Origin of the sequence: Myroides guanonis (assembly GCF_900114085.1) — a bacterium.
Classification (GTDB): Bacteria; Bacteroidota; Bacteroidia; order Flavobacteriales; family Flavobacteriaceae; genus Flavobacterium; species Flavobacterium guanonis.
This window is the reverse complement of record NZ_FORU01000014.1, coordinates 69,721-88,847: the sequence shown is the minus strand read 5'-3', so window position 1 is coordinate 88,847 and position 19,127 is coordinate 69,721. Positions and strand designations below refer to the sequence as shown.

The 19,127-nt window shown below is 33.5% G+C and carries 15 protein-coding genes; 4 read left to right on the top strand and 11 right to left on the bottom strand.

The annotated features are described in order from the left end of the window. Positions 1-2: 2 nt before the first annotated feature. The 4 genes from BM024_RS11425 to BM024_RS11410 form a co-directional block, all read right to left on the bottom strand. Positions 3-1,613: a S8 family peptidase gene (locus tag BM024_RS11425; protein ID WP_090680365.1), complete on the bottom strand. Its 1,611-nt coding sequence runs from the start codon at positions 1,611-1,613 to the stop codon at positions 3-5. A gap of 150 nt (positions 1,614-1,763) precedes the next feature. Beyond that, positions 1,764-3,659 carry a M1 family metallopeptidase gene (locus BM024_RS11420; protein ID WP_090680362.1) on the bottom strand — a complete coding sequence of 632 codons (1,896 nt, stop codon included), beginning with the start codon at positions 3,657-3,659 and terminating at the stop codon, positions 1,764-1,766. 96 nt (positions 3,660-3,755) lie between these two features. Next, on the bottom strand, positions 3,756-5,363 hold the full coding sequence (locus tag BM024_RS11415; RefSeq protein WP_090680359.1) for a S8 family peptidase: 1,608 nt from the start codon (positions 5,361-5,363) through the stop codon (positions 3,756-3,758). A 69-nt stretch (positions 5,364-5,432) separates the two neighbouring features. After that, the gene (locus BM024_RS11410) at positions 5,433-6,293 is read right to left on the bottom strand and encodes an MBL fold metallo-hydrolase (RefSeq protein ID WP_090680357.1); all 861 of its coding nucleotides are present in this window, start codon (positions 6,291-6,293) and stop codon (positions 5,433-5,435) included. Positions 6,294-6,700: 407 nt separating this feature from the next. Between BM024_RS11410 and BM024_RS11405 the strand changes: the two genes are divergently transcribed. From BM024_RS11405 to sufD, 4 genes are all read left to right on the top strand, one after another. Beyond that, the gene (locus tag BM024_RS11405; protein WP_090680354.1) at positions 6,701-7,030 is read left to right on the top strand and encodes a HesB/IscA family protein; all 330 of its coding nucleotides are present in this window, start codon (positions 6,701-6,703) and stop codon (positions 7,028-7,030) included. 95 nt (positions 7,031-7,125) lie between these two features. Continuing rightward, positions 7,126-8,571 carry a Fe-S cluster assembly protein SufB gene (gene sufB, locus BM024_RS11400; protein ID WP_090680350.1) on the top strand — a complete coding sequence of 482 codons (1,446 nt, stop codon included), beginning with the start codon at positions 7,126-7,128 and terminating at the stop codon, positions 8,569-8,571. Between the two features lie 92 nt (positions 8,572-8,663). Beyond that, positions 8,664-9,413 carry a Fe-S cluster assembly ATPase SufC gene (sufC, locus tag BM024_RS11395; RefSeq protein ID WP_090680347.1) on the top strand — a complete coding sequence of 250 codons (750 nt, stop codon included), beginning with the start codon at positions 8,664-8,666 and terminating at the stop codon, positions 9,411-9,413. 46 nt (positions 9,414-9,459) lie between these two features. Beyond that, positions 9,460-10,785, top strand: coding sequence for a Fe-S cluster assembly protein SufD (gene sufD / locus BM024_RS11390; protein ID WP_090680345.1), 1,326 nt, complete (start codon positions 9,460-9,462; stop codon positions 10,783-10,785). 314 nt (positions 10,786-11,099) lie between these two features. Here sufD and BM024_RS11385 read toward each other — a convergent pair whose 3' ends face one another. From BM024_RS11385 to BM024_RS11355, 7 genes are all read right to left on the bottom strand, one after another. Further along, a complete protein-coding gene (locus BM024_RS11385; RefSeq protein ID WP_177190206.1) occupies positions 11,100-12,800 on the bottom strand; it encodes a ribonucleoside-diphosphate reductase subunit alpha in 1,701 nt (566 codons plus the stop codon). Between the two features lie 18 nt (positions 12,801-12,818). Continuing rightward, positions 12,819-13,793, bottom strand: coding sequence for a ribonucleotide-diphosphate reductase subunit beta (locus BM024_RS11380; RefSeq protein ID WP_090680342.1), 975 nt, complete (start codon positions 13,791-13,793; stop codon positions 12,819-12,821). 310 nt (positions 13,794-14,103) lie between these two features. Beyond that, positions 14,104-15,186 (bottom strand): peptide-N-glycosidase F-related protein, encoded by a 1,083-nt coding sequence (locus tag BM024_RS11375; RefSeq protein WP_090680416.1) that lies wholly within the window; start codon positions 15,184-15,186, stop codon positions 14,104-14,106. A 110-nt stretch (positions 15,187-15,296) separates the two neighbouring features. Next, on the bottom strand, positions 15,297-16,337 hold the full coding sequence (locus BM024_RS11370) for a hemin-degrading factor (RefSeq protein WP_090680339.1): 1,041 nt from the start codon (positions 16,335-16,337) through the stop codon (positions 15,297-15,299). 12 nt (positions 16,338-16,349) lie between these two features. Then, positions 16,350-17,123, bottom strand: coding sequence for a heme ABC transporter ATP-binding protein (locus BM024_RS11365; RefSeq protein WP_090680336.1), 774 nt, complete (start codon positions 17,121-17,123; stop codon positions 16,350-16,352). Between the two features lie 2 nt (positions 17,124-17,125). Beyond that, positions 17,126-18,157 carry a FecCD family ABC transporter permease gene (locus BM024_RS11360; RefSeq protein WP_090680331.1) on the bottom strand — a complete coding sequence of 344 codons (1,032 nt, stop codon included), beginning with the start codon at positions 18,155-18,157 and terminating at the stop codon, positions 17,126-17,128. Then, positions 18,157-19,017 (bottom strand): heme/hemin ABC transporter substrate-binding protein, encoded by an 861-nt coding sequence (locus BM024_RS11355; protein ID WP_090680328.1) that lies wholly within the window; start codon positions 19,015-19,017, stop codon positions 18,157-18,159. Before BM024_RS11355 ends, BM024_RS11360 begins: the two co-directional genes overlap by 1 nt. Positions 19,018-19,127 lie beyond the last annotated feature (110 nt).

Below are 19,127 nucleotides of genomic sequence, written 5' to 3'. Positions count from 1 at the left end.
TTTTAGTTTTTAGAACATTTTTGGGCCATAAGTAAAGCATTATAAGCATTAATCATTTTCCCTGATTTTGAAGCTTCAGAGAAATTGCGTTCTTTCTTGTCACCCATTTTAACTTCTTTGTTAACAGAGACTCCTGAATCCATAAGTATTCTTTTAACTTCTGAGGCATTAAGTTTTGGATAGTATGCACGAATTAGTGCCGCAACTCCAGTGGCATTTGGTGCTGCCATAGATGTACCGTCTAATTTCTCATAAGTATTTGATGGGGTAGATGAGTAAATCTGAACCCCTGGCGCAAAGATATCAAGGTCATATTGTCCAAAATTTGAAAACGAAGCGACAAGGTCTTTGCTGAATTCAGGTTTTAAGGCCCCTACCATCAAAACATTAGATGATATTTCTGGACCATTATTGATTCTGTCATTGGGATAGTGATTGATTCCTCCATTAGAATCTAAATCCAAGCCATCATTTCCCGCTCCAATTACGATAAGCACATCTTTTTTCTCTGCATAAAGTATCGCATCTATTACCCATTGACTATTTTCGTCATAGTATTTTCCAAAACTTCCGTTGATTATTTTGGCTCCGTTATCTGCTGCATATCGAATCGCTAAAGCAATATCTTTATCATACTCATCTCCATCTGGTACTGCTCGAATTGGCATTATCTCAACTACTTCTGAAGCGATTCCATCTCCTCCAAGATTATTATTTCTTTTTTGAGCTATGATTCCAGCAACGTGTGTACCGTGTTTAGCATGTTCTATATTTCCTAACACATCATTATTACCGTAATATTTGTCGTTTATGTCACTCGGATTGTCGCCTACCAATAGTTTCCTGTTGTCGAAATCAATATTTAACTTATAATTTAAAGTATTGTTTATCATATCCATCGAGCTGTTTATTGCCTTCGAACTTGTTGTTTGTAGAGTATTATACATTATCTCTTTAGCGTCTTGAATATCTTGAGGTGCTGTGGATGGTATCTTGTCTAAATCTTCAAGGGTATAATCTTTAATTCCCAAGTACTCCATAAGTTTATCGTGATTCTCTAATCTAAGTATAGACCTAAACATAGCTAACTGGTATTCCATATTATTTTTGGTCTCTTCTCTTTTTGCTAAGGCTTTTTTATATTCTTCTGTTCTGTCATCACCTCTTCTTAAAAAACGGATGAATTCAAAGTTTGCAAGTGTTGATTTTCCTAGAAAGTTCCATCCGTGAATATCATCGATATAGCCATTTTTATCGTCATCGATTCCATTAGCAGCTATTTCTTTTGGGTTTGCCCAAATTTGATCTTTTAAATCTTCATGATTAATATCAACTCCAGAGTCTATAACAGCAACAATAATTTTTTTAGGAGTCTTTTTGTCTTTCAATATTTCTTCATAAGCACGATCAACAGACATACCAGGAATGGTATCTCTAAGTATGTCCAAGTGACTCCATCTTTGTAGTTGTACCTCGGTTAAATCAGTTTCTTTTGACGGTAAACTGTCTACATTTGCGATTGGTAGGGGAGATGTTCCAATTTTAATTGTACTACAACTAACTAGATTAATGGCTAGTAGAGTTGGTAATAATAGTTTCTTTGTTAATTTCATTATAAGTTTGTTTGGTATTATTTTAAATATAAAAATATTTTAAATTTTAATACCAGAATATAACTTAACAGTTAATTAGCAATTTGAACTAAATCTTTTTATCGCAGAAGCTCAAAAAAAAGAGCTACTTTTTATGATAGCTCTTTTAAATTATTTTCTTTCGTAAAGATTATTCTCTTGATTAACATCGGCCATAAATTGACTCGGGTCGATTAATATCCTTTTTATATTTTTTTTAGGTTTTGAAATTGAAAAGCTATAATTCGGATTAGCCCATCCCCAATCATTCAATACAGTTCTTTCTATTTCTGGATAAGGGTTTGGTTTTGTCCAATGCATTGAAGAGAATGGAACGTAAAAAGTTTCCATACTATCATCTTCATACACTACCAAGATATCTAAAGGCATTCCCATTCTACCTATTCTTTTTAGATTTACTTTGGTTGAGTCTTTTCCATTATCTTGAACAGATTCAATGCCATAATCGATAGTGTTGGTAGTTTCGGTCCAGTCTACTAAATACCAGTCTAAAACCGCCCCAGAAACGCGTTCTGCTGTTCGTTTGACATCATTAGGTGTTGGATGAGTAAACTTATAGTCATTATAATAGGTCTTCAATGTTTTCATCATAGCATCCCAACCAATAAGGTAAGACAACTGTGTTAAGAAAATGGAACCTTTGCTATAAGAACCAACACTATATGCTCTGTTAAAAGCATAGCGATCTGCATGTGTTGTTTGCGGCTCTTCTATATTCAATGAAATAAGATTATAGTAACTATTATAAGTGGAACCAAATGGATTTGTATCTGATAACTCCTCTTCTTTTAATACGCTCAACATAGCTAGATCAGATATGAAAGTAGTAAATCCTTCATCCATCCATTCGTGTTTTGTTTCGTTGGTGGCCAAAGCATGTTGAAACCAGCTGTGAGCTACTTCATGAGCTGTTACTCCCACTAAACTTGGAAGGTCTCTTCCCCCTGTGATTAAGGTACACATAGAATATTCCATACCTCCATCTCCTCCTTGAATAATCGAATATTGATTGTATGGATATTCACCCACATTTTCATTGAAAAAATTGAAAAGCTTTGCAGTTAATGGTTGTAGTTTTTTCCAGTTCTCAACAATTTTTGGGTCATTCTTATATAAGAAATGTAGTTTCATTCCATTAGGTCCTGGGTAAATATCATGAATGAAGTTTGGATCTGCACCCCAAGTGAAGTCCAATACATTCTTAGCATTAAAGTGCCAAGTTAGCTTTTTACTTTTCTTGTTGTTTTCTACTTTTACTCCTGTATCTTGATAACCATGTCCTATTTCATTTTTGTTTACTAAATTTCCAGTTGAACCTATTGTATAGGACTTGTCTAGTGTGATTTTGACATCAAAATCTCCCCAAACACTGTGAAATTCTCTTCCTAAATATTGTTCAGCATGCCATCCTTCAAAATCAAATTCAGCTAATTTTGGATACCACTGTGCCATTGAAAGAGCCACATTTTCTTTGGAGTTTCTACCCGCTCTACGAATCATCGTTGGAACTTGTCCTTCGAAATCCAGAGTGAAAACAGTACTTCTATTTGGTGCAATAGGTTGCTTTAAGGTAACTTCTAATATTGTTCCAACTACTTTGGAATCGACTAAAGCACCGTCTTGTCTTAGATTTTTTACTTTTAGAAAACCTATTTCGTTGGGTTTTAATTTTGAAATTTTGCTTTCAAAAACTTTTTCTCCATTAATAGTCTGTGTTGTAACCATTCGACCATCTGGATCAGGGATGTTTTGTAATAAAGCATCCATATCACTACCAGGTTGAAACGCATTGAAATACAAGTGAAAATATACGTTTTTCAGAGTGTCTGGTGAATTGTTGGAATACGTTAGTTTTTGAGTTCCCTCATAGGTAAATTTCTCAACATCCATGTTAACATCCATTTGATAGTTAACGCGTTGTTGCCAATAACCCGGGTTAGGATTTTTTTGAGCGTGTGTAAATATGCTTGTGCTCAGTATTGCAATTGCTATTAAAATTTTATTCATAGTAGATATTGATAAGAAAACTCCACAAATTCTAAACTATTATAAGTATTAGAATCTGTGGAGTTTCTGATTTATTATATTATTTCAATGAGAATGTTATTTCTTTTTTGAAAGCTTGTCTGCTAGAATTAAAGCATTATAGGCATTAACCATTTTTCCAGAAGTTGATATGTCTGAGAAATTTCTAGTCTCACTACCGACTGCTACTTCCTTATTTACTGGAACTCCAGAGTCCATAATGATTTTCTTAACTTCTCCTGCTGTGAATTCAGGGTAATATGCACGAACTAAAGCAGCTACTCCAGCAACGTTTGGTGAAGCCATTGAAGTTCCTTGTAAGTATTCATAAGTATTGTTAGGAACTGTTGCATAAATTTTAGAACCAGGTGCAAATACGTCAACATCGTAGTTACCATAATTTGAAAAAGAAGCAACCATATTACTACTAAATTCTGGGTTTAAAGCACCAACTACTAAAAAGTTATTAGCGATTTCAGGTCCCATTTTTGTGTTGTCATTTGGGTAGCGTTCAACACCTCCATTTGCATTTAAATCCATGGCATCATTTCCAGCCGCTACAACAATAAGTACGTCTTTTTCTTCTGCGTATTTGATTGCATCACGTACCCATTGGCTATTTTCTTCAAAATATTTCCCAAAACTACCATTGATTACTTTTGCTCCATTATCAGCTGCGTAACGAATACTTAAAGCAATATCTTTATCATATTCATCACCATCTGGAACTGCTCTAACAGCCATTATTTCAGTTACGTCTGACGCAACACCGTCTCCTCCTAAATTATTATGTCTAGATTGAGCAATAATTCCTGCAACGTGTGTTCCGTGTTTAGCATGTTCTCTATCTCCTAAAACATCGTTGTCTCCATAAATTTTATCATTTATGTTAGTATGGTCATCTCCAACGAGCTCTCTTCCATTAAATTCTAAATTTAAGTGATAGTTTAGTTGGCTGTCTAAATATTGTTTATATCCCAATATTCGAGAAAAAGTCCCTGACTCTATAGCAGAATACATGTCTTCTTTCGCATTGCGTAATTCCTCAGAATCAGAATCAGTGATTCCGTCTAAGTCTTTAATTGTATAGTCTTCTTTACCAAAGTGTTTAGAAAGTATATCATGCTGATTAAAAGGAGCTGCTGATAAAACTCTTTGTTTATTGACTTCTAATTCGCTAATTTCTTCTTTGTGTTTTTCTAAAGCTCTTTTGTATTGTTCTGAACCATCATCTCCACGTTTGATTACACGAACAAATTCTAAGTTTTCATGATTAGATTTTCCTAAAAAATTCCAACCATGTATGTCGTCTATATAACCGTTTTTATCATCATCAATTCCGTTTGAAGCTACTTCTTTAGTGTTTACCCAAATGTGATTTTTCAAATCATCATGGTCGATTTCTACTCCAGAATCAATTACCCCAACAATTACTTTCTTAGGTAATTTGCGGTTTTTTAATAATTCTTCATATGCACGATCAACAGACATACCTGGAACAGTATCTCTAAGGATGTCTAAATGACTCCATCTTTGTAATTGAGCCTCTGAAAGTGTTGATGTTCTTTTAGGTAAATTGTTTACATCAGTTATTGCATCATGTGATATTGCAACTTTTGCACCACCACAACTTGTCAAAGCTAAGGCAATTGCAGCTGATAGGTAAATAGGTTTTAATAAACGCATTATAGTTTTTGTTTTTATATTTATTGATAAAAATATTTTAAATTTTAATACAGCGATAGTGACTTAACATTAAATTAATATATCACTACATTTATAAACCTCATTAAGTCTAGGTCCTTTCTCCGTTTTTTTAAGCGTAATTATTTGATTGTGAGAGTCGTGTTCTAAAAATAGATACATATTTTGCTCTGTAGCCATTTGTAAAAACTTTTCTTTTTCTGCTATGGTTAAGAGAGGACGTGTATCATATCCCATAACATAAGGTAGAGGAATGTGACCCGCAGTTGGAAGCAAATCAGCCATAAATGCGATTTTCTTATCTTGATAGTTTAAAATTGGTATCATCTGCTTTTCAGTATGCCCATTTGCTATAAACACATCGAATCCCAATTCGGAAAGATGTTGATAATCTGTTTCCTTTCTATCGATGAAATGTAATTGGCCGCTTTCTTGAATAGGAAGTATATTTTCTTTTAGGAAAGAAGCTTTCTCTCTTGCATTTGGATTCACAGCCCAGTCCCAATGTTCTTTATTGCTCCAATAGCGAGCATTTTTAAATGTAGTTTCATATCCACTACCGTCTTTATTCCATTGTACAGCACCGCCTACATGATCGAAATGTAAATGAGTAAGAAATACATCGGTGATATCACTTGTGTGGAAACCGTGTTTTTGTAATGATTTCTCTATGGTGTCATTACCCCATAACGAATAGTAACCAAAGAACTTTTCGGATTGTTTGTTGCCCATCCCGGTGTCTACAAGTGTTAACCTATTTCCTTCTTCAATAAGAAGCAGACGTGCTGCAATGTCAATTAAATTGTTTGAATCTGCTGGATTCGTTTTATTCCAAATAGTTTTTGGAACTACACCAAACATAGCTCCACCATCTAATTTAAAATTGCCACTTTCAATAGCATATAGTTTCATAAATATTCTTTTTACTGGTGCAAAATACTAAAATTCTAAAGACCCTACAATTCGGAAAAGGTGATAAATGGAATTCACAATTAGTAGTTATAAATTTGAACCACTGTTTTTTAGGTTCTTGAAAAAACAATAATTCTTGAAATCACATAGAATTTGATTCGATTAAAAGCATGATAAATGTCAGGTAAATGATTTTATAACGAAACTTTAGTTAAAATGGGCGGTTTTTAATACTGTTTTTGAGTAAATCGAACTATCTTTGAATTAATGTAAATTATTGTAATACAAAAGATTAGCTCAATAGGTTTTAGCTATTCTTTCATTAGTTATAAAAATGTTAGTGTTGTGAGTAAACCGTTTTTTTTGTGGTATATTTGCAATTAAATAAGAATCAATCCAGATTAGACATGATAAAAGTTTCAGATACAGCAAAAAAGCGCGTGGCTCTACTGATGGAAGATGAGGGCTTTAATGCAGAAATAGACTATGTACGTGTAGGTGTTAAAAGCGGAGGTTGCTCCGGACTTTCCTACGATTTAAAATTTGACCATAATGTGGCAGAAGAAGATAAGATTTTTGAAGACAATGGAGTTAAGATAGCAGTTGATAAAAAGAGCTTCTTATACCTAGTTGGAACAACCTTAGAGTTTTCTGGTGGATTAAATGGAAAGGGGTTTTACTTCAATAACCCAAATGCAAGTAGAACTTGTGGGTGTGGAGAAAGCTTCTCACTTTAGAATTTTTTTATAAGGAATGTTGAAACATTCTTTTGCTATTAGAATTAATTAAATAAAGCATACGAGAAAGTTATCGCTTTTTAGTATTAAAGAATATGAGTAAATACACTGAGGAAGAACTCAAAAAAGAGTTAGAGACAAAGGAGTATGAGTATGGTTTCTATACTGATATAGAATCGGAAACATTTCCTAACGGTTTAAATGAAGACGTTGTTAGAGCGATTTCTAAGAAGAAAGAAGAACCAGAATGGATGACGGAATGGCGTCTTGAAGCATTTAGAGTTTGGAAAGAAATGGAAGAACCTGAATGGGCCAATATCCATTATGAAAAACCTGATTTTCAAGCTATTTCATATTATTCGGCTCCGAAGAAGAAAGACTTGAAAAGTTTAGATGAGGTGGATCCAGAATTATTGGATACTTTTAATAAACTTGGAATTTCTTTAGAAGAACAAAAGCGTCTTGCTGGAGTTGCCATAGATATTGTTATGGACTCTGTATCTGTTGCTACAACGTTTAAAGATACTCTTGCAAAACAGGGTATTATTTTCTGCTCTATTTCAGAAGCAGTACACACACATCCAGAATTAGTTAAGAAATACATAGGTTCAGTAGTTCCACAAAAAGACAACTTTTATGCGGCTTTGAATTCAGCTGTGTTTTCTGATGGCTCTTTCTGCTATATTCCAAAAGGAGTTCGCTGTCCAATGGAATTATCTACTTATTTCCGTATTAACCAAGCTGGTACAGGTCAGTTCGAAAGAACTTTGGTTATTGCAGATGAAGGTAGTTACGTTTCTTACCTTGAAGGTTGTACAGCTCCTTCGCGTGACGAAAATCAATTGCATGCGGCAGTGGTAGAGTTAATCGCTTTAGATGACGCTGAAATAAAATATTCAACGGTTCAAAACTGGTACCCTGGAAACAGTGAAGGTAAAGGTGGAGTATTTAACTTTGTGACTAAACGTGGTATTTGCGAGAAAAACGCAAAAATATCTTGGACTCAAGTTGAAACTGGTTCTGCTGTTACTTGGAAATATCCTTCTTGTATTTTGAAAGGAGATAATTCAATCGGAGAGTTTTATTCTATTGCGGTTACCAATAACTACCAACAGGCAGATACTGGTACGAAAATGATTCATCTTGGTAAAAATACTAGATCTACGATTATATCGAAAGGTATTTCAGCTGGTAGATCTCATAATAATTACCGTGGATTAGTTCAAGTAGGAGCTAGAGCTGAAAATGCTCGTAACTTCTCTCAATGTGATTCTTTATTGATGGGGAATAAATGTGGAGCTCACACTTTTCCATACATTGAAGTTAAGAATACAACAGCTCAAATAGAACACGAGGCAACAACAAGTAAAATTGGTGAAGACCAATTGTTTTATTGTAACCAACGAGGTATTCCAACTGAAAAGGCTATTGCATTAATTGTAAATGGCTTCTCTAAAGAGGTGTTGAATAAATTGCCGATGGAGTTCGCCGTTGAAGCTCAGAAATTATTGGAAATTTCATTAGAAGGTTCAGTAGGTTAAGAGTTACAGAATTAGAAACGTTTATTAAAGTAGATAAAAATGTAGAGTCATTTATTGACGTACGTTTTTAGACATAAATCATACACAGAATAATGTTACAAATAAAAAATTTACATGCCGGTATTGATGGCAAAGAGATATTAAGAGGTATTAACCTAGAGGTTAAAGCTGGAGAAGTTCATGCTATTATGGGGCCAAACGGTGCTGGTAAAAGTACGTTGTCTTCAGTAATCGGAGGAAACGAGAACTTTGAAGTTACTGAAGGTGAGATTATATTATGCGGAGAGGACTTGGGAGAATTAGCTGCTGATGAACGTGCGCACAAAGGTATCTTCTTATCTTTTCAATATCCTGTTGAAATTCCTGGGGTTTCTGTTACTAACTTTATCAGAACTTCAATTAATGAGTCTAGAAAGGCTCAAGGACTTGAGGAAATGACTGCTAGCGATATGTTGAAAAAAATTAAGGAAAAGGCAGAGTTGTTAGAAATTGATAGAAAATTTTTATCACGTTCTTTGAATGAAGGTTTTTCAGGTGGAGAGAAGAAACGTAATGAGATTTTTCAAATGGCTATGTTAGAGCCGAAAGTAGCTATCTTGGATGAAACAGATTCTGGATTAGACATTGACGCACTTCGTATAGTTGCTAAAGGAGTTAATACATTAAAGAATGAAGATAACGCGGTGGTTGTTATTACACACTATCAACGTTTATTAGATTACATAGTTCCTGATTTTGTTCACGTTTTAATGGATGGTAAAATTGTAAAATCAGGTGGTAAAGAATTGGCATTAGAATTAGAAGAAAGAGGATACGACTGGATTAAAGAAGAGATGAAGTAATTCGTCGATTTTTAGTATTCATTATTCTAATTTATTAAGCTTAATTATGGAAGAGTTAAAAGAAAAATTAATAGCGTCGTTTATTGCTTTTGAACAAGGCGTTGATGTAGATGGAAATGCTCCACTACATGAAATGCGTGTAGAAGCGTTAAAAACGTTTGAAACTAAAGGCTTTCCTACTAAAAAGGAGGAAGCTTGGAAGTTTACTTCATTAAATGCGGTTTTAAAGAATGATTTCAGCCTTTTTCCAAAGACGGATAAAGCAGTTGATTTTAAAGATGTAAAGCAGTATTTTTTAAGTGACTCAGATACTTATAAACTGGTTTTTATCAATGGAGTGTTCAGCTCTCATTTGTCTTCGGATGCTCAAGATAATGTAGAAATCACTTTGATGTCAGCAGCTCTGAGTAAACCAAAATATAAAATGGTGATTGATTCATATTACAATCAAATCGCTGATAAAAATGATAGTTTAACAGCTTTAAATACGGCTTATGCTTCAGAAGGGACTTTTATTAATATCCCTAAAAGTAAAGTTGTTGCTAAACCTATTGAATTAATATATTTCTCAACAAGTGATCAAGCGGCTATGCTTTTACAGCCTAGAAACTTAATAGTTGTTGGAGAAAATGCTCATGTGCAAATCGTTGAGCGTCATCAAAACTTGTCAGAAGCAACTGTTTTGACAAACTCAGTTACTGAGATTGTTGCGCACAAACGTGCTATTGTTGATTACTATAAAGTTCAGAATGATACGCAGACTTCTAATCTAGTTGATAATACATATATCAATCAGAAACAAGAAAGTCGTGTGTCTGTACATACTTTCTCTTTTGGTGGAAAAATCACTAGAAATAACCTGAACTTCTATCAAAATGGTGAGCGAATTGATAGTACTTTGAAGGGAATTACAATTATTGGTGATAAACAACATGTTGACCATTATACTTTGGTTGATCATATTGAGCCTAATTGTGAAAGTCATCAGAACTATAAAGGTATTTACGATGATCAATCTAGTTCAGCCTTTAATGGTAAAATTTATGTTCATTCGGAAGCTCAGAAAACAGATGCTTTCCAACAGAATAATAATATTTTATTAAGCGATAAAGCTACTTTAAATACTAAACCTCAGCTGGAAATTTTTGCAGATGATGTGAAGTGTTCTCATGGTTGTACCATTGGACAATTAGATCATGAAGCTTTATTCTATATGCAGCAAAGAGGTATTCCTAAAAAGGAAGCTAAGGCTTTATTGATGTATGCATTTACTGATGAGGTGATGGCAAGTATTAAAATACCAGATTTAAAGAAACGTATTTCTAGTTTAATTGCTAAGAAATTAGGTGTTACTATAGGTTTTGATTTATAGGTATATACCTTAAATTTATATAAAAGCCCTTTACTTAACTGTAAAGGGTTTTTTTATAGCACTTAGTTTTAAGGGTTTGTACAGGCTTATAATTGAGTTTAGGGCTCATTTGTTTATAGATGATGTTAAGTAGTGTCTTTCAATCAAAAGTCTTTTAAAAGCCTTTGTTTTCAAGTATTTTTACTAGTAATAGAGAGGTTGAAAATGGAGTGGGGTGACTTCAGAATTTGATGGGGTGGTTGAATATTAAAAATAAAAAAGGGGTTATCTTTTCAAGACAGCCCCTAATTAAAAATCTAGTGATTTAACGGATATTATGATTCACAACTACTGCAGTTAACCAAGTTGGTTACCATTTCTTTCGAAACACTTTGACTGCGCTGGTAGTATAATGTTTTAACTCCTAATTTCCATGCTTCAATCATTAATCGGTTTACCTCTTTTATTGGTAGACCTGATGGAATATTAAGGTTTAAACTTTGTGATTGGTCAACATATTTCTGTCTAATAGAAGCTTGTTGAATAATCTCTAGTTGGCTGATTTCTTTAAACGTTTTGAAAACTGCTTTTTCTTCTTCAGTTAATCCGTCTAATTGTTGAACACTTCCACCTGTTAACATAATGTTTCTCCAAGTTTCTTCATTATCCATGTTCTTGCTTTCCAACAATTGTTTCAGGTATTTGTTTTTACGCATAAAGTTTCCTTTTGAAAGACCAGCTTTATAGTAATTACTACTGAATGGTTCAATACCTGGAGAAGTTTGTCCTAAAATAGCAGAAGATGAAGTAGTAGGTGCAATAGCCATTGTTGTGGTATTGCGTCTTCCATATCCTTTTAATACTTCTGGTTCTCCATATATACGAGCTAACTCTTGAGTTGCTTTGTCAGCTTTCTGTTGTATTCTTTGAAAGATTTCTGTTGTGCGTAGTTTAGCTTCCATTCCTTCAAAAGGAATCATGTTCTTTTGTAGATAAGAATGCCATCCAAGTACACCTAAACCTAAAGCTCTATGTCTTTTTGCAAATCGATTTGCTGAAGCTAAATAGTAGTTTCCTTCTGTCTTTTCTATAAACTCCTGTAATACTGCGTCTAAGAAGAATATTGCTAATTTAACAGCTTCGGTATCTTTCCATTCATCATATAACTCCAAGTTCATTGAAGATAGGCAGCAAATGAATGATTCGTCTTCTGAAGAAGGCAACATAATTTCAGAACATAAATTACTTGCATTTACTCTCATGTTTAAATCTTTATAAACTTGAGGCTTGTTTCTGTTTACATTGTCAGAGAAAAATAAATAAGGCATTCCTTTTTGTTGACGACTTTCTAATATTTTAGCCCACAATTGACGTTTTTCTGGATTTCCGTCAATCATTTCTTGCATCCAATAATCAGGAATACAAACTCCATAGAATAGATTTTGTATAGGATTACCGATGTTTTTTATTTGTATGAATTCTTCGCAATCTGGGTGATCTATATCTAAATAAGCTGCAAAAGCTCCACGTCTAACTCCTCCTTGCGAAATGGTATCCATAGCGGTGTCAAAAAGCTTCATAAAACTTACTGCTCCACTACTTTTTCCGTTGTCGGTTACAGCACTTCCTCTTTCTCTAAGATTTCCAAAGTATCCAGAAGTACCTCCACCGATTTTTGTCTGCATAATCACTTCTCCTAGCTTGTGAGTGATTCCTTCAATACTGTCTGGTATGTGAACATTGAAGCATGAAATTGGCAAGCCTCTTTCCGTACCCATATTTGCCCAAATAGGAGAGCTTAAACTCATCCAGCCTCTTTCTATCATCTCTTGAAAAGACTCTTTTAACTCTGGTTTATAAAGTCTTTTAGCAGCAGCCGTACAAATTCGGTCTATAGCTCCTTCAACAGTTTCGCCTTTTAATAAATAACCACGGTTAAGAATCTGCTCGCTTTCGGAGTTTTTCCACCATAATTTTTCTCTCAATTCCGTTGTCTCTTTTGTTTGAAGAGGTAATTCGCTATTATATATATCCATTTCTTTTTCTTTTATTTTTTAAAATAAGTCGTCTGCTGTAATACTTTTATCGTGTTTGGTATAATCAACGGGTCTTTTTGCAAAGAAATCATCTAATGTGTTTGCAAAAACCTCTTCTTCAAACCAAGCCATTGGCTGATATTGCTCGGGAGAAATATGGAATACTTTCTCCATCCCAATCTTAATCATACTTTCGTCTACTCTAAACTTCATGAAGTTTAGTAAGTCCGTTTTGTTTACTGTTTCTATTGCTCCAGCCTCAAATATCCAATCTAATATCTTTCTTTCTATTTCAATAGAATTGATAACTACTTCGTTAATATGAGCAATGGTTTCTTCGTCGAAGAAGTCAGGAAACTCTTTTCGGATGATGTTTACAATATATATTCCCGCATTCGCATGAACTTGCTCGTCAATAGATGTCCAAGCAATAATATTACTAACGTTTTTCATCCAACCTTTGAAGCGCGTGAATGATAATATAATTGCAAACTGACTGAATAATGACACATTCTCAATTAATAATGAGAATAGGATTAAGGAAACTACATACTTTTTACGGTCTGTATTATTAGCATTTTCTAGTGCCTTAGATAAGTAATCTACACGTTCTTTGATTACTGGTATTTTCAATAAGTCTTCAAACTCGTCGTTATAACCTAGAACTTCTAATAGTCTTGAATAAGCTTCGGAATGTCTAAACTCACATTCAGCAAACGTACTTCCTAAACCATTGAACTCTGGCTTTGGAAAATGCGTATATAAATTACCCCAAAAAGTTTTTACTGAAACTTCAATTTGAGCAATAGCTAATAAACTGTGTTTAATAGCTAGTTGTTCTTCTTTGGTTAAATGAGAATGAAAATCTTGCGTGTCTGCAGTGAAGTCAACCTCACTATGAACCCAAAATGATTTGTTTATAGCTTCTGTGAATTGATAAATTCCAGGATATTCAAACGGCTTGTAGTTAACTCTCTTATCGAAAATAGACATATTGAAAGATTTTGATTAAACAATATGTGTCTAATTTTATAACTTGAATTTTCTGAATAATCAGTTGAAAAGGTTTTAACTACTTGATATATATCTTGTTTCGAATGAGGATATACTATATAGAAAACAAGTAAAAAATGTTTATTGACACACTTCAAACTTACAATTTAGATTGTTCAAGTTCAAGTATTTGAGAAGTTAATGAGTTTTATTTATCAACAAGTGTTTGATAAATAAAAACATCTAAAAAATTGTATTTATCAATATAATTTTTTAGATGTTTATAGAGTGATTTAATTAAGAAATTGAATTATTTTTGTACTGTAGAAGGTTCAATAGGTGTTGTACTATGAACAACTATGAAATTGGAAATTGCATAGTAAGCTTTTCCGTTCTTTTGATTGTTTGCCCAATCAGTAAGCTGATATTCAAAAGTAAATGATTTTGAAGCTAAATTTCCAGTTAGTAAATCAATTCTTGTTGGAACTGCCATTCCTGGACACCATCCAGCACGCTCACCTTGCCAGTTTCCTGGTGCTTGGTTGTTTACTGGATTGTTAGCACAACCGATAGGCCCTAAATAATGCTCATAGGTTGGTGAACCATCGATTAATATATTATGTGTCCTAAAACACCATTCTGCACAACCGCGTCCTCCTGCATCATTTGGAGTTGCATGTCCCCACCCTGAAATAATAGTACGGATATATGCCTGTTCGGTATTTGAAGGAAGTTTGATAGTTTTTGTTAAATCACGATTGTGATTTTCTCCATAAGGTACACCATCAATTGAGGATTTATTTTCTTGAATTATCGGTGTAACTGCAGAATACTTATAAGCCGTTTCTCCATAAATAAAGTCAAAGTCAACGCTGTATTCTCTACCACCAGCTGACCATGTTTCAGTATATATTTTAAGTTCAGTTTCTCCGTTTAATAAAGATTTGAAATCGGTTACATCTATTTCTAAACCTCGTTCTAATTTTTCAAAACCTACCCAATAAGGGGTTATAAAGCGACCTATCTCATACCATTCATCTGTAGTTTTATTTTTAACATACACATTTGCATAACGATCCCATTCATCACAAGATTTATCAGGACATTCGTTTTGAATGTACATTTTTATAGTCTTTACTTTTTCTATATCCGTTGGAAATGTAAAGCTTCCTTCTGAACTTTGAGATTGTCCAGTTTCAATACCAACATACACTTTGTCAAATGTTTTGTAATTATAGGTTCCCTCCTTTGGTGGTTCTGGTTCTTCTATTATTGGTATCTCTGGATCATCTGGATTACCTTTTTCAGGTTTAGTATCATCACTTGAACAATTATATAAAATGCTCGTTGATAATAGAAGTAAACTGGATAAGAAGAGGGTTCTTATTTTCATAAATTGTAGTGTTTTGGTTAAACTTCTGTAAACATATGAAAATTTATTAAGCATAAATAAAAACACCCACTACTAAGTGGGTGTTTTTTATGTTAAAATATAGATTTGAATTATTTTAATTCAGCGACTATATCTCTCCAACTTTGTAATTCTGGAATTCCAGGTTTTCTCTTACCAAAAAATTGAACGATGATTTCACCTGCCTTATTAAATACTTCAATAGCTGTTACTTCTCCATCTTCAGTTGGTTTTCTAACGATCCAACATTGGTCTATTTTTGACATGTCCAAGTGCATATTGAAATCTGGGTCTAAAATATTGTACCAGTTTTCATGCCACATTAATTTCTGAATTTCTCCAGTATGAATCTGAATATTTCCTTTATTTCCAATAAACACCATTATTGGAACTTGTAATTCAACAGCTTTTTCAAGCATACTCACTATAGAATCTTTGTCGATTTGTTTTGCAAAGTGTTCGCTTGGCGCTAAACGAAGTGCTTGAACACGACTAAGGCCGTGCTTTCTCAATAGCATAAAGAAATCATGAGTGTCTTTAAGGCTTTCCCAACCTGCTTGAAAACCTGTTACATCAATTTCATTGTCCGGCTTTTCTTCTGCACTTGGTGAGTAAGGTTCAGTTGTTTCATGTTGTGATTGGTCCTCTGATTTGAATTTAGTTACTAATTCATCAAATGCTACTTCAACACTGTCTGGAGTAAGGTATATTTTGTGGATTGCTTCTCCATCTTTACCAAAAAACTGCAAACTCTTACGAGTGATAGATCCAGCTTGTTCAGTTACTGCAAATGCTGTTTTCCAATGTGATAAGAAGATTCTTAAATCAATATCAGGATTTACGAATAATCCTGCATGTGGTGAAGAGAAATCTGGGTTTAAATAAACTCCTTTACGTTCATGCACTGCTTCATCATTTCTAGTTAGTCCCATCACCTTGCCTAGTGTTTGAACTTCACTTAAAATTTCTTTGAATTCAGGTTTTAAGCGTGTAACTGTATCGTTTATTTGTGTAGCAAGTAGCTCTACTTCACTTACTTTTAATTCTTGTGCTGCATTTCTAATTCTCATTCTTGGGTTAGCAGTTTTTAAGGCTTCCCAACGGTCTTGTAATGTTTCAGTCTGTGTATTCATAAATATTAATTTTTATCCAAAAATGATTAGTGGATGATTTGTAATTGGATTTGTTGTTAAAGTACATGGATAATTGTAAACATCGCTGATAATCTCTTGTGTCAATACATTGATTGGACTATCAAAGCACACTTTTTTGCCTTTTTTAAGCAAAAGAATTTTATCAGTAAATTGAGCAGCTAGGTTTAAATCATGAAGAACTACGAGTGCAGAGTTACCTCTATTAGTAAATTCTTTGATGTACTTTAAAAAATTATGTTGGTGTAAAACGTCTAAGTTATTTAACGGTTCATCTAAAAACAATATTTTATTCGAATTTCTATTTTCTAATTGTGCTATGACCCTTGCGAGGTGAACTCTTTGTTTTTCACCTCCTGAAAGATGATTATATTCAAAATTGGATAATGATTCGGTATCGGTTTTTTTCATAGAATATAAAACGGCATCTTCATCGTCTTGACTTGGATTATTGTCAAAATACGGATAGCGACCCATCATGATAACATCGAACACCTTTAACGGAATATCACTGTTGTTATTTTGGGAAAATTTAGCTTTATGCTTGGGTAATTCTTTAGAATCCCACTTTTTATATTCGTTATTTTTGAAAATGACCTGATTGCCTTTTTGATGAAACTCATTAGCCAATATACTCAAAAAAGATGATTTGCCTGCTCCATTCGGACCGAGTATGCCAATTAATTCACCTTGATTACATTCAAAATCAATTGCATCAATGATATTGAATGCATTTTTATTATAACTTATGTCTTTTGCTTGTAACATCGTTATAGAGATTTTTTAAAACGTATTAGAATAGCTATAAATACGGGAGCTCCCATAATTGCTGTGAGTATACCTATTGGTAACTCTGATGGTGCAACAAGTAATCTACTTAAAGAGTCTGCTACTAATAATAAGATACTACCGCATAAAGCAGATAGTGGTAAAATCATATAGTAATTAGACTTAAATAAAAGCCTTAAAATATAGGGTACTATTAACCCCACAAATCCAATAGTGCCTGAAAAGGCTACGGATGTTCCCACCATCAAGGCTGTAAAAAGTACAATTCTCTTTTTTAACTTTTCTACATTTACTCCCAAGTGCTCTGCGTCCTTTTCTCCGAGCATCATAGCATTCAATGCTTTCCCCTTGTTGATTAAGGCTCCAAGAGAAATTAATATTACAATGGATAATATTGCAACTTTAGTCCAGTTAGATCCTGCTAAGCTACCAAGTGTCCAAAAAGTCAAATTTCTTAGTTCTTCGTCTGTTGATAGGTAAGTCAATAATCCTGTTGTTGCTCCAGTTAGAGCTGTTATCGCAACCCCTGAAAGCAATAAAACCGCGATGTTTGTTTTACCGTTGGTAGATGACATTTTATATACAAAGCTCATTGTTAGGATAGACCCAATAAAGCTCATAAGACTAAGTAAAGAGTAATGTAAAAACTCTGGTATTAGTGCTCGAATATAACTACCTAATACAATAGTTACTGCTGCAAAAAGAACAGCTCCTGATGTGATTCCTATTAAATCTGGAGAAGCCAAAGGATTTTTAAACATACCTTGTAGGCTAGTTCCGGATACTGCTAAACCACTCCCGATTAGAATTGCCATTATAATTCTCGGAATTCGTATGTCTTTTAATACATATAAATCCGTAGTAGATAATTGAGAGTGGTCAAGTATTAATAGTTTTAAAGTTTCCATGAATCCATACTCGAATTGATAAACTCCTAAAAAAAGAGATAATATCGCTAGTAACACAAGTGCTAACGTTAATGAGAACAGATAAATAGAAAGTTTTTGAGTCATTATTTTGAAAGCAATTGATTAAGTTCTTTTACTCCTTTTCCAACTCTAGGTCCAAAACCTGATAAAAGTTGGCCATCCATTGCAATTATTTTTTTATTCTTTCCAGCATTTGTTTGAGCAATACCGTCAATTTTTAAAACTCCATCAATACCTCCAACACTTTGTAGTCCTGTGTCAAAAAGTAAAATATAGTCTGGATTGTTTGCTAATAAAGACTCAGGTGTTAGTGGTTTGTAATCACTAAACTCCGTAATAGCATTTTGTCCTCCTGCTAATTTAATCATTTCGTCAATTGGTGTGCCTGTACCTGCAACCATTAACATTCCAGCTCCACGTGCATAGATGAATAATACTTTTGGTTTGTTTTCTAAAACAGTAACATCCTTAATTTCTGTGTCAATAGTTGTTAGCAATTTGGTGTAGTTTTCGTTTTTAACTGCTTTTGCAACTTCTTGAATCATTTCTTTACTACCTTCAATACTGTGTTTTAATGTAATTAATTGAACATTAACTCCAGCGTCTGCTAATTGTTTCTTAAGGTCTTCTGAAACCTCATTTTCTAAACCTAAAACTAAAGTAGGTTTTAATTCCATGATAGATTCTATAGATACTTTATTTACATGTCCTAAATCTTTTGCGACATTTTTTATTGATTCTGGATAAGAACTTGTTACATCTACTCCTACAATTTGTGTGTTGTAGTCAAGAGCTGCAAGGATTTCTGTAATACTACCGTTCAAAGAAATGATTCTGTCTTGCTGAATTTCAGCTTCTTGAACTACTTGTTCATCTTGTTTTTTATTTTTCCCACATGATACTAAAAGGAATACCATAAATAGAATTTGAATGCTTGTTTTCATCTTTATTGTTTTGATTAAGTCTAAATAAAGGCAAATCTAGTTTCTTTTTGGTAAATGTCAAAATATATTTAGATTAATTTTAAACTATAATAAATGAGGCATGCCGAGAT

What these genes read in the sequence shown, in the direction of transcription:
- BM024_RS11425 (WP_090680365.1), bottom strand. Translation starts at nt 1,613, where the DNA reads ATGAAATTAACAAAGAAACTATTATTACCAACTCTACTAGCCATTAAT.
- BM024_RS11420 (WP_090680362.1), bottom strand. Translation starts at nt 3,659, where the DNA reads ATGAATAAAATTTTAATAGCAATTGCAATACTGAGCACAAGCATATTT.
- BM024_RS11415 (WP_090680359.1), bottom strand. Translation starts at nt 5,363, where the DNA reads ATGCGTTTATTAAAACCTATTTACCTATCAGCTGCAATTGCCTTAGCT.
- BM024_RS11410 (WP_090680357.1), bottom strand. Translation starts at nt 6,293, where the DNA reads ATGAAACTATATGCTATTGAAAGTGGCAATTTTAAATTAGATGGTGGA.
- BM024_RS11405 (WP_090680354.1), top strand. Translation starts at nt 6,701, where the DNA reads ATGATAAAAGTTTCAGATACAGCAAAAAAGCGCGTGGCTCTACTGATG.
- sufB (WP_090680350.1), top strand. Translation starts at nt 7,126, where the DNA reads ATGAGTAAATACACTGAGGAAGAACTCAAAAAAGAGTTAGAGACAAAG.
- sufC (WP_090680347.1), top strand. Translation starts at nt 8,664, where the DNA reads ATGTTACAAATAAAAAATTTACATGCCGGTATTGATGGCAAAGAGATA.
- sufD (WP_090680345.1), top strand. Translation starts at nt 9,460, where the DNA reads ATGGAAGAGTTAAAAGAAAAATTAATAGCGTCGTTTATTGCTTTTGAA.
- BM024_RS11385 (WP_177190206.1), bottom strand. Translation starts at nt 12,800, where the DNA reads ATGGATATATATAATAGCGAATTACCTCTTCAAACAAAAGAGACAACG.
- BM024_RS11380 (WP_090680342.1), bottom strand. Translation starts at nt 13,793, where the DNA reads ATGTCTATTTTCGATAAGAGAGTTAACTACAAGCCGTTTGAATATCCT.
- BM024_RS11375 (WP_090680416.1), bottom strand. Translation starts at nt 15,186, where the DNA reads ATGAAAATAAGAACCCTCTTCTTATCCAGTTTACTTCTATTATCAACG.
- BM024_RS11370 (WP_090680339.1), bottom strand. Translation starts at nt 16,337, where the DNA reads ATGAATACACAGACTGAAACATTACAAGACCGTTGGGAAGCCTTAAAA.
- BM024_RS11365 (WP_090680336.1), bottom strand. Translation starts at nt 17,123, where the DNA reads ATGTTACAAGCAAAAGACATAAGTTATAATAAAAATGCATTCAATATC.
- BM024_RS11360 (WP_090680331.1), bottom strand. Translation starts at nt 18,157, where the DNA reads ATGACTCAAAAACTTTCTATTTATCTGTTCTCATTAACGTTAGCACTT.
- BM024_RS11355 (WP_090680328.1), bottom strand. Translation starts at nt 19,017, where the DNA reads ATGAAAACAAGCATTCAAATTCTATTTATGGTATTCCTTTTAGTATCA.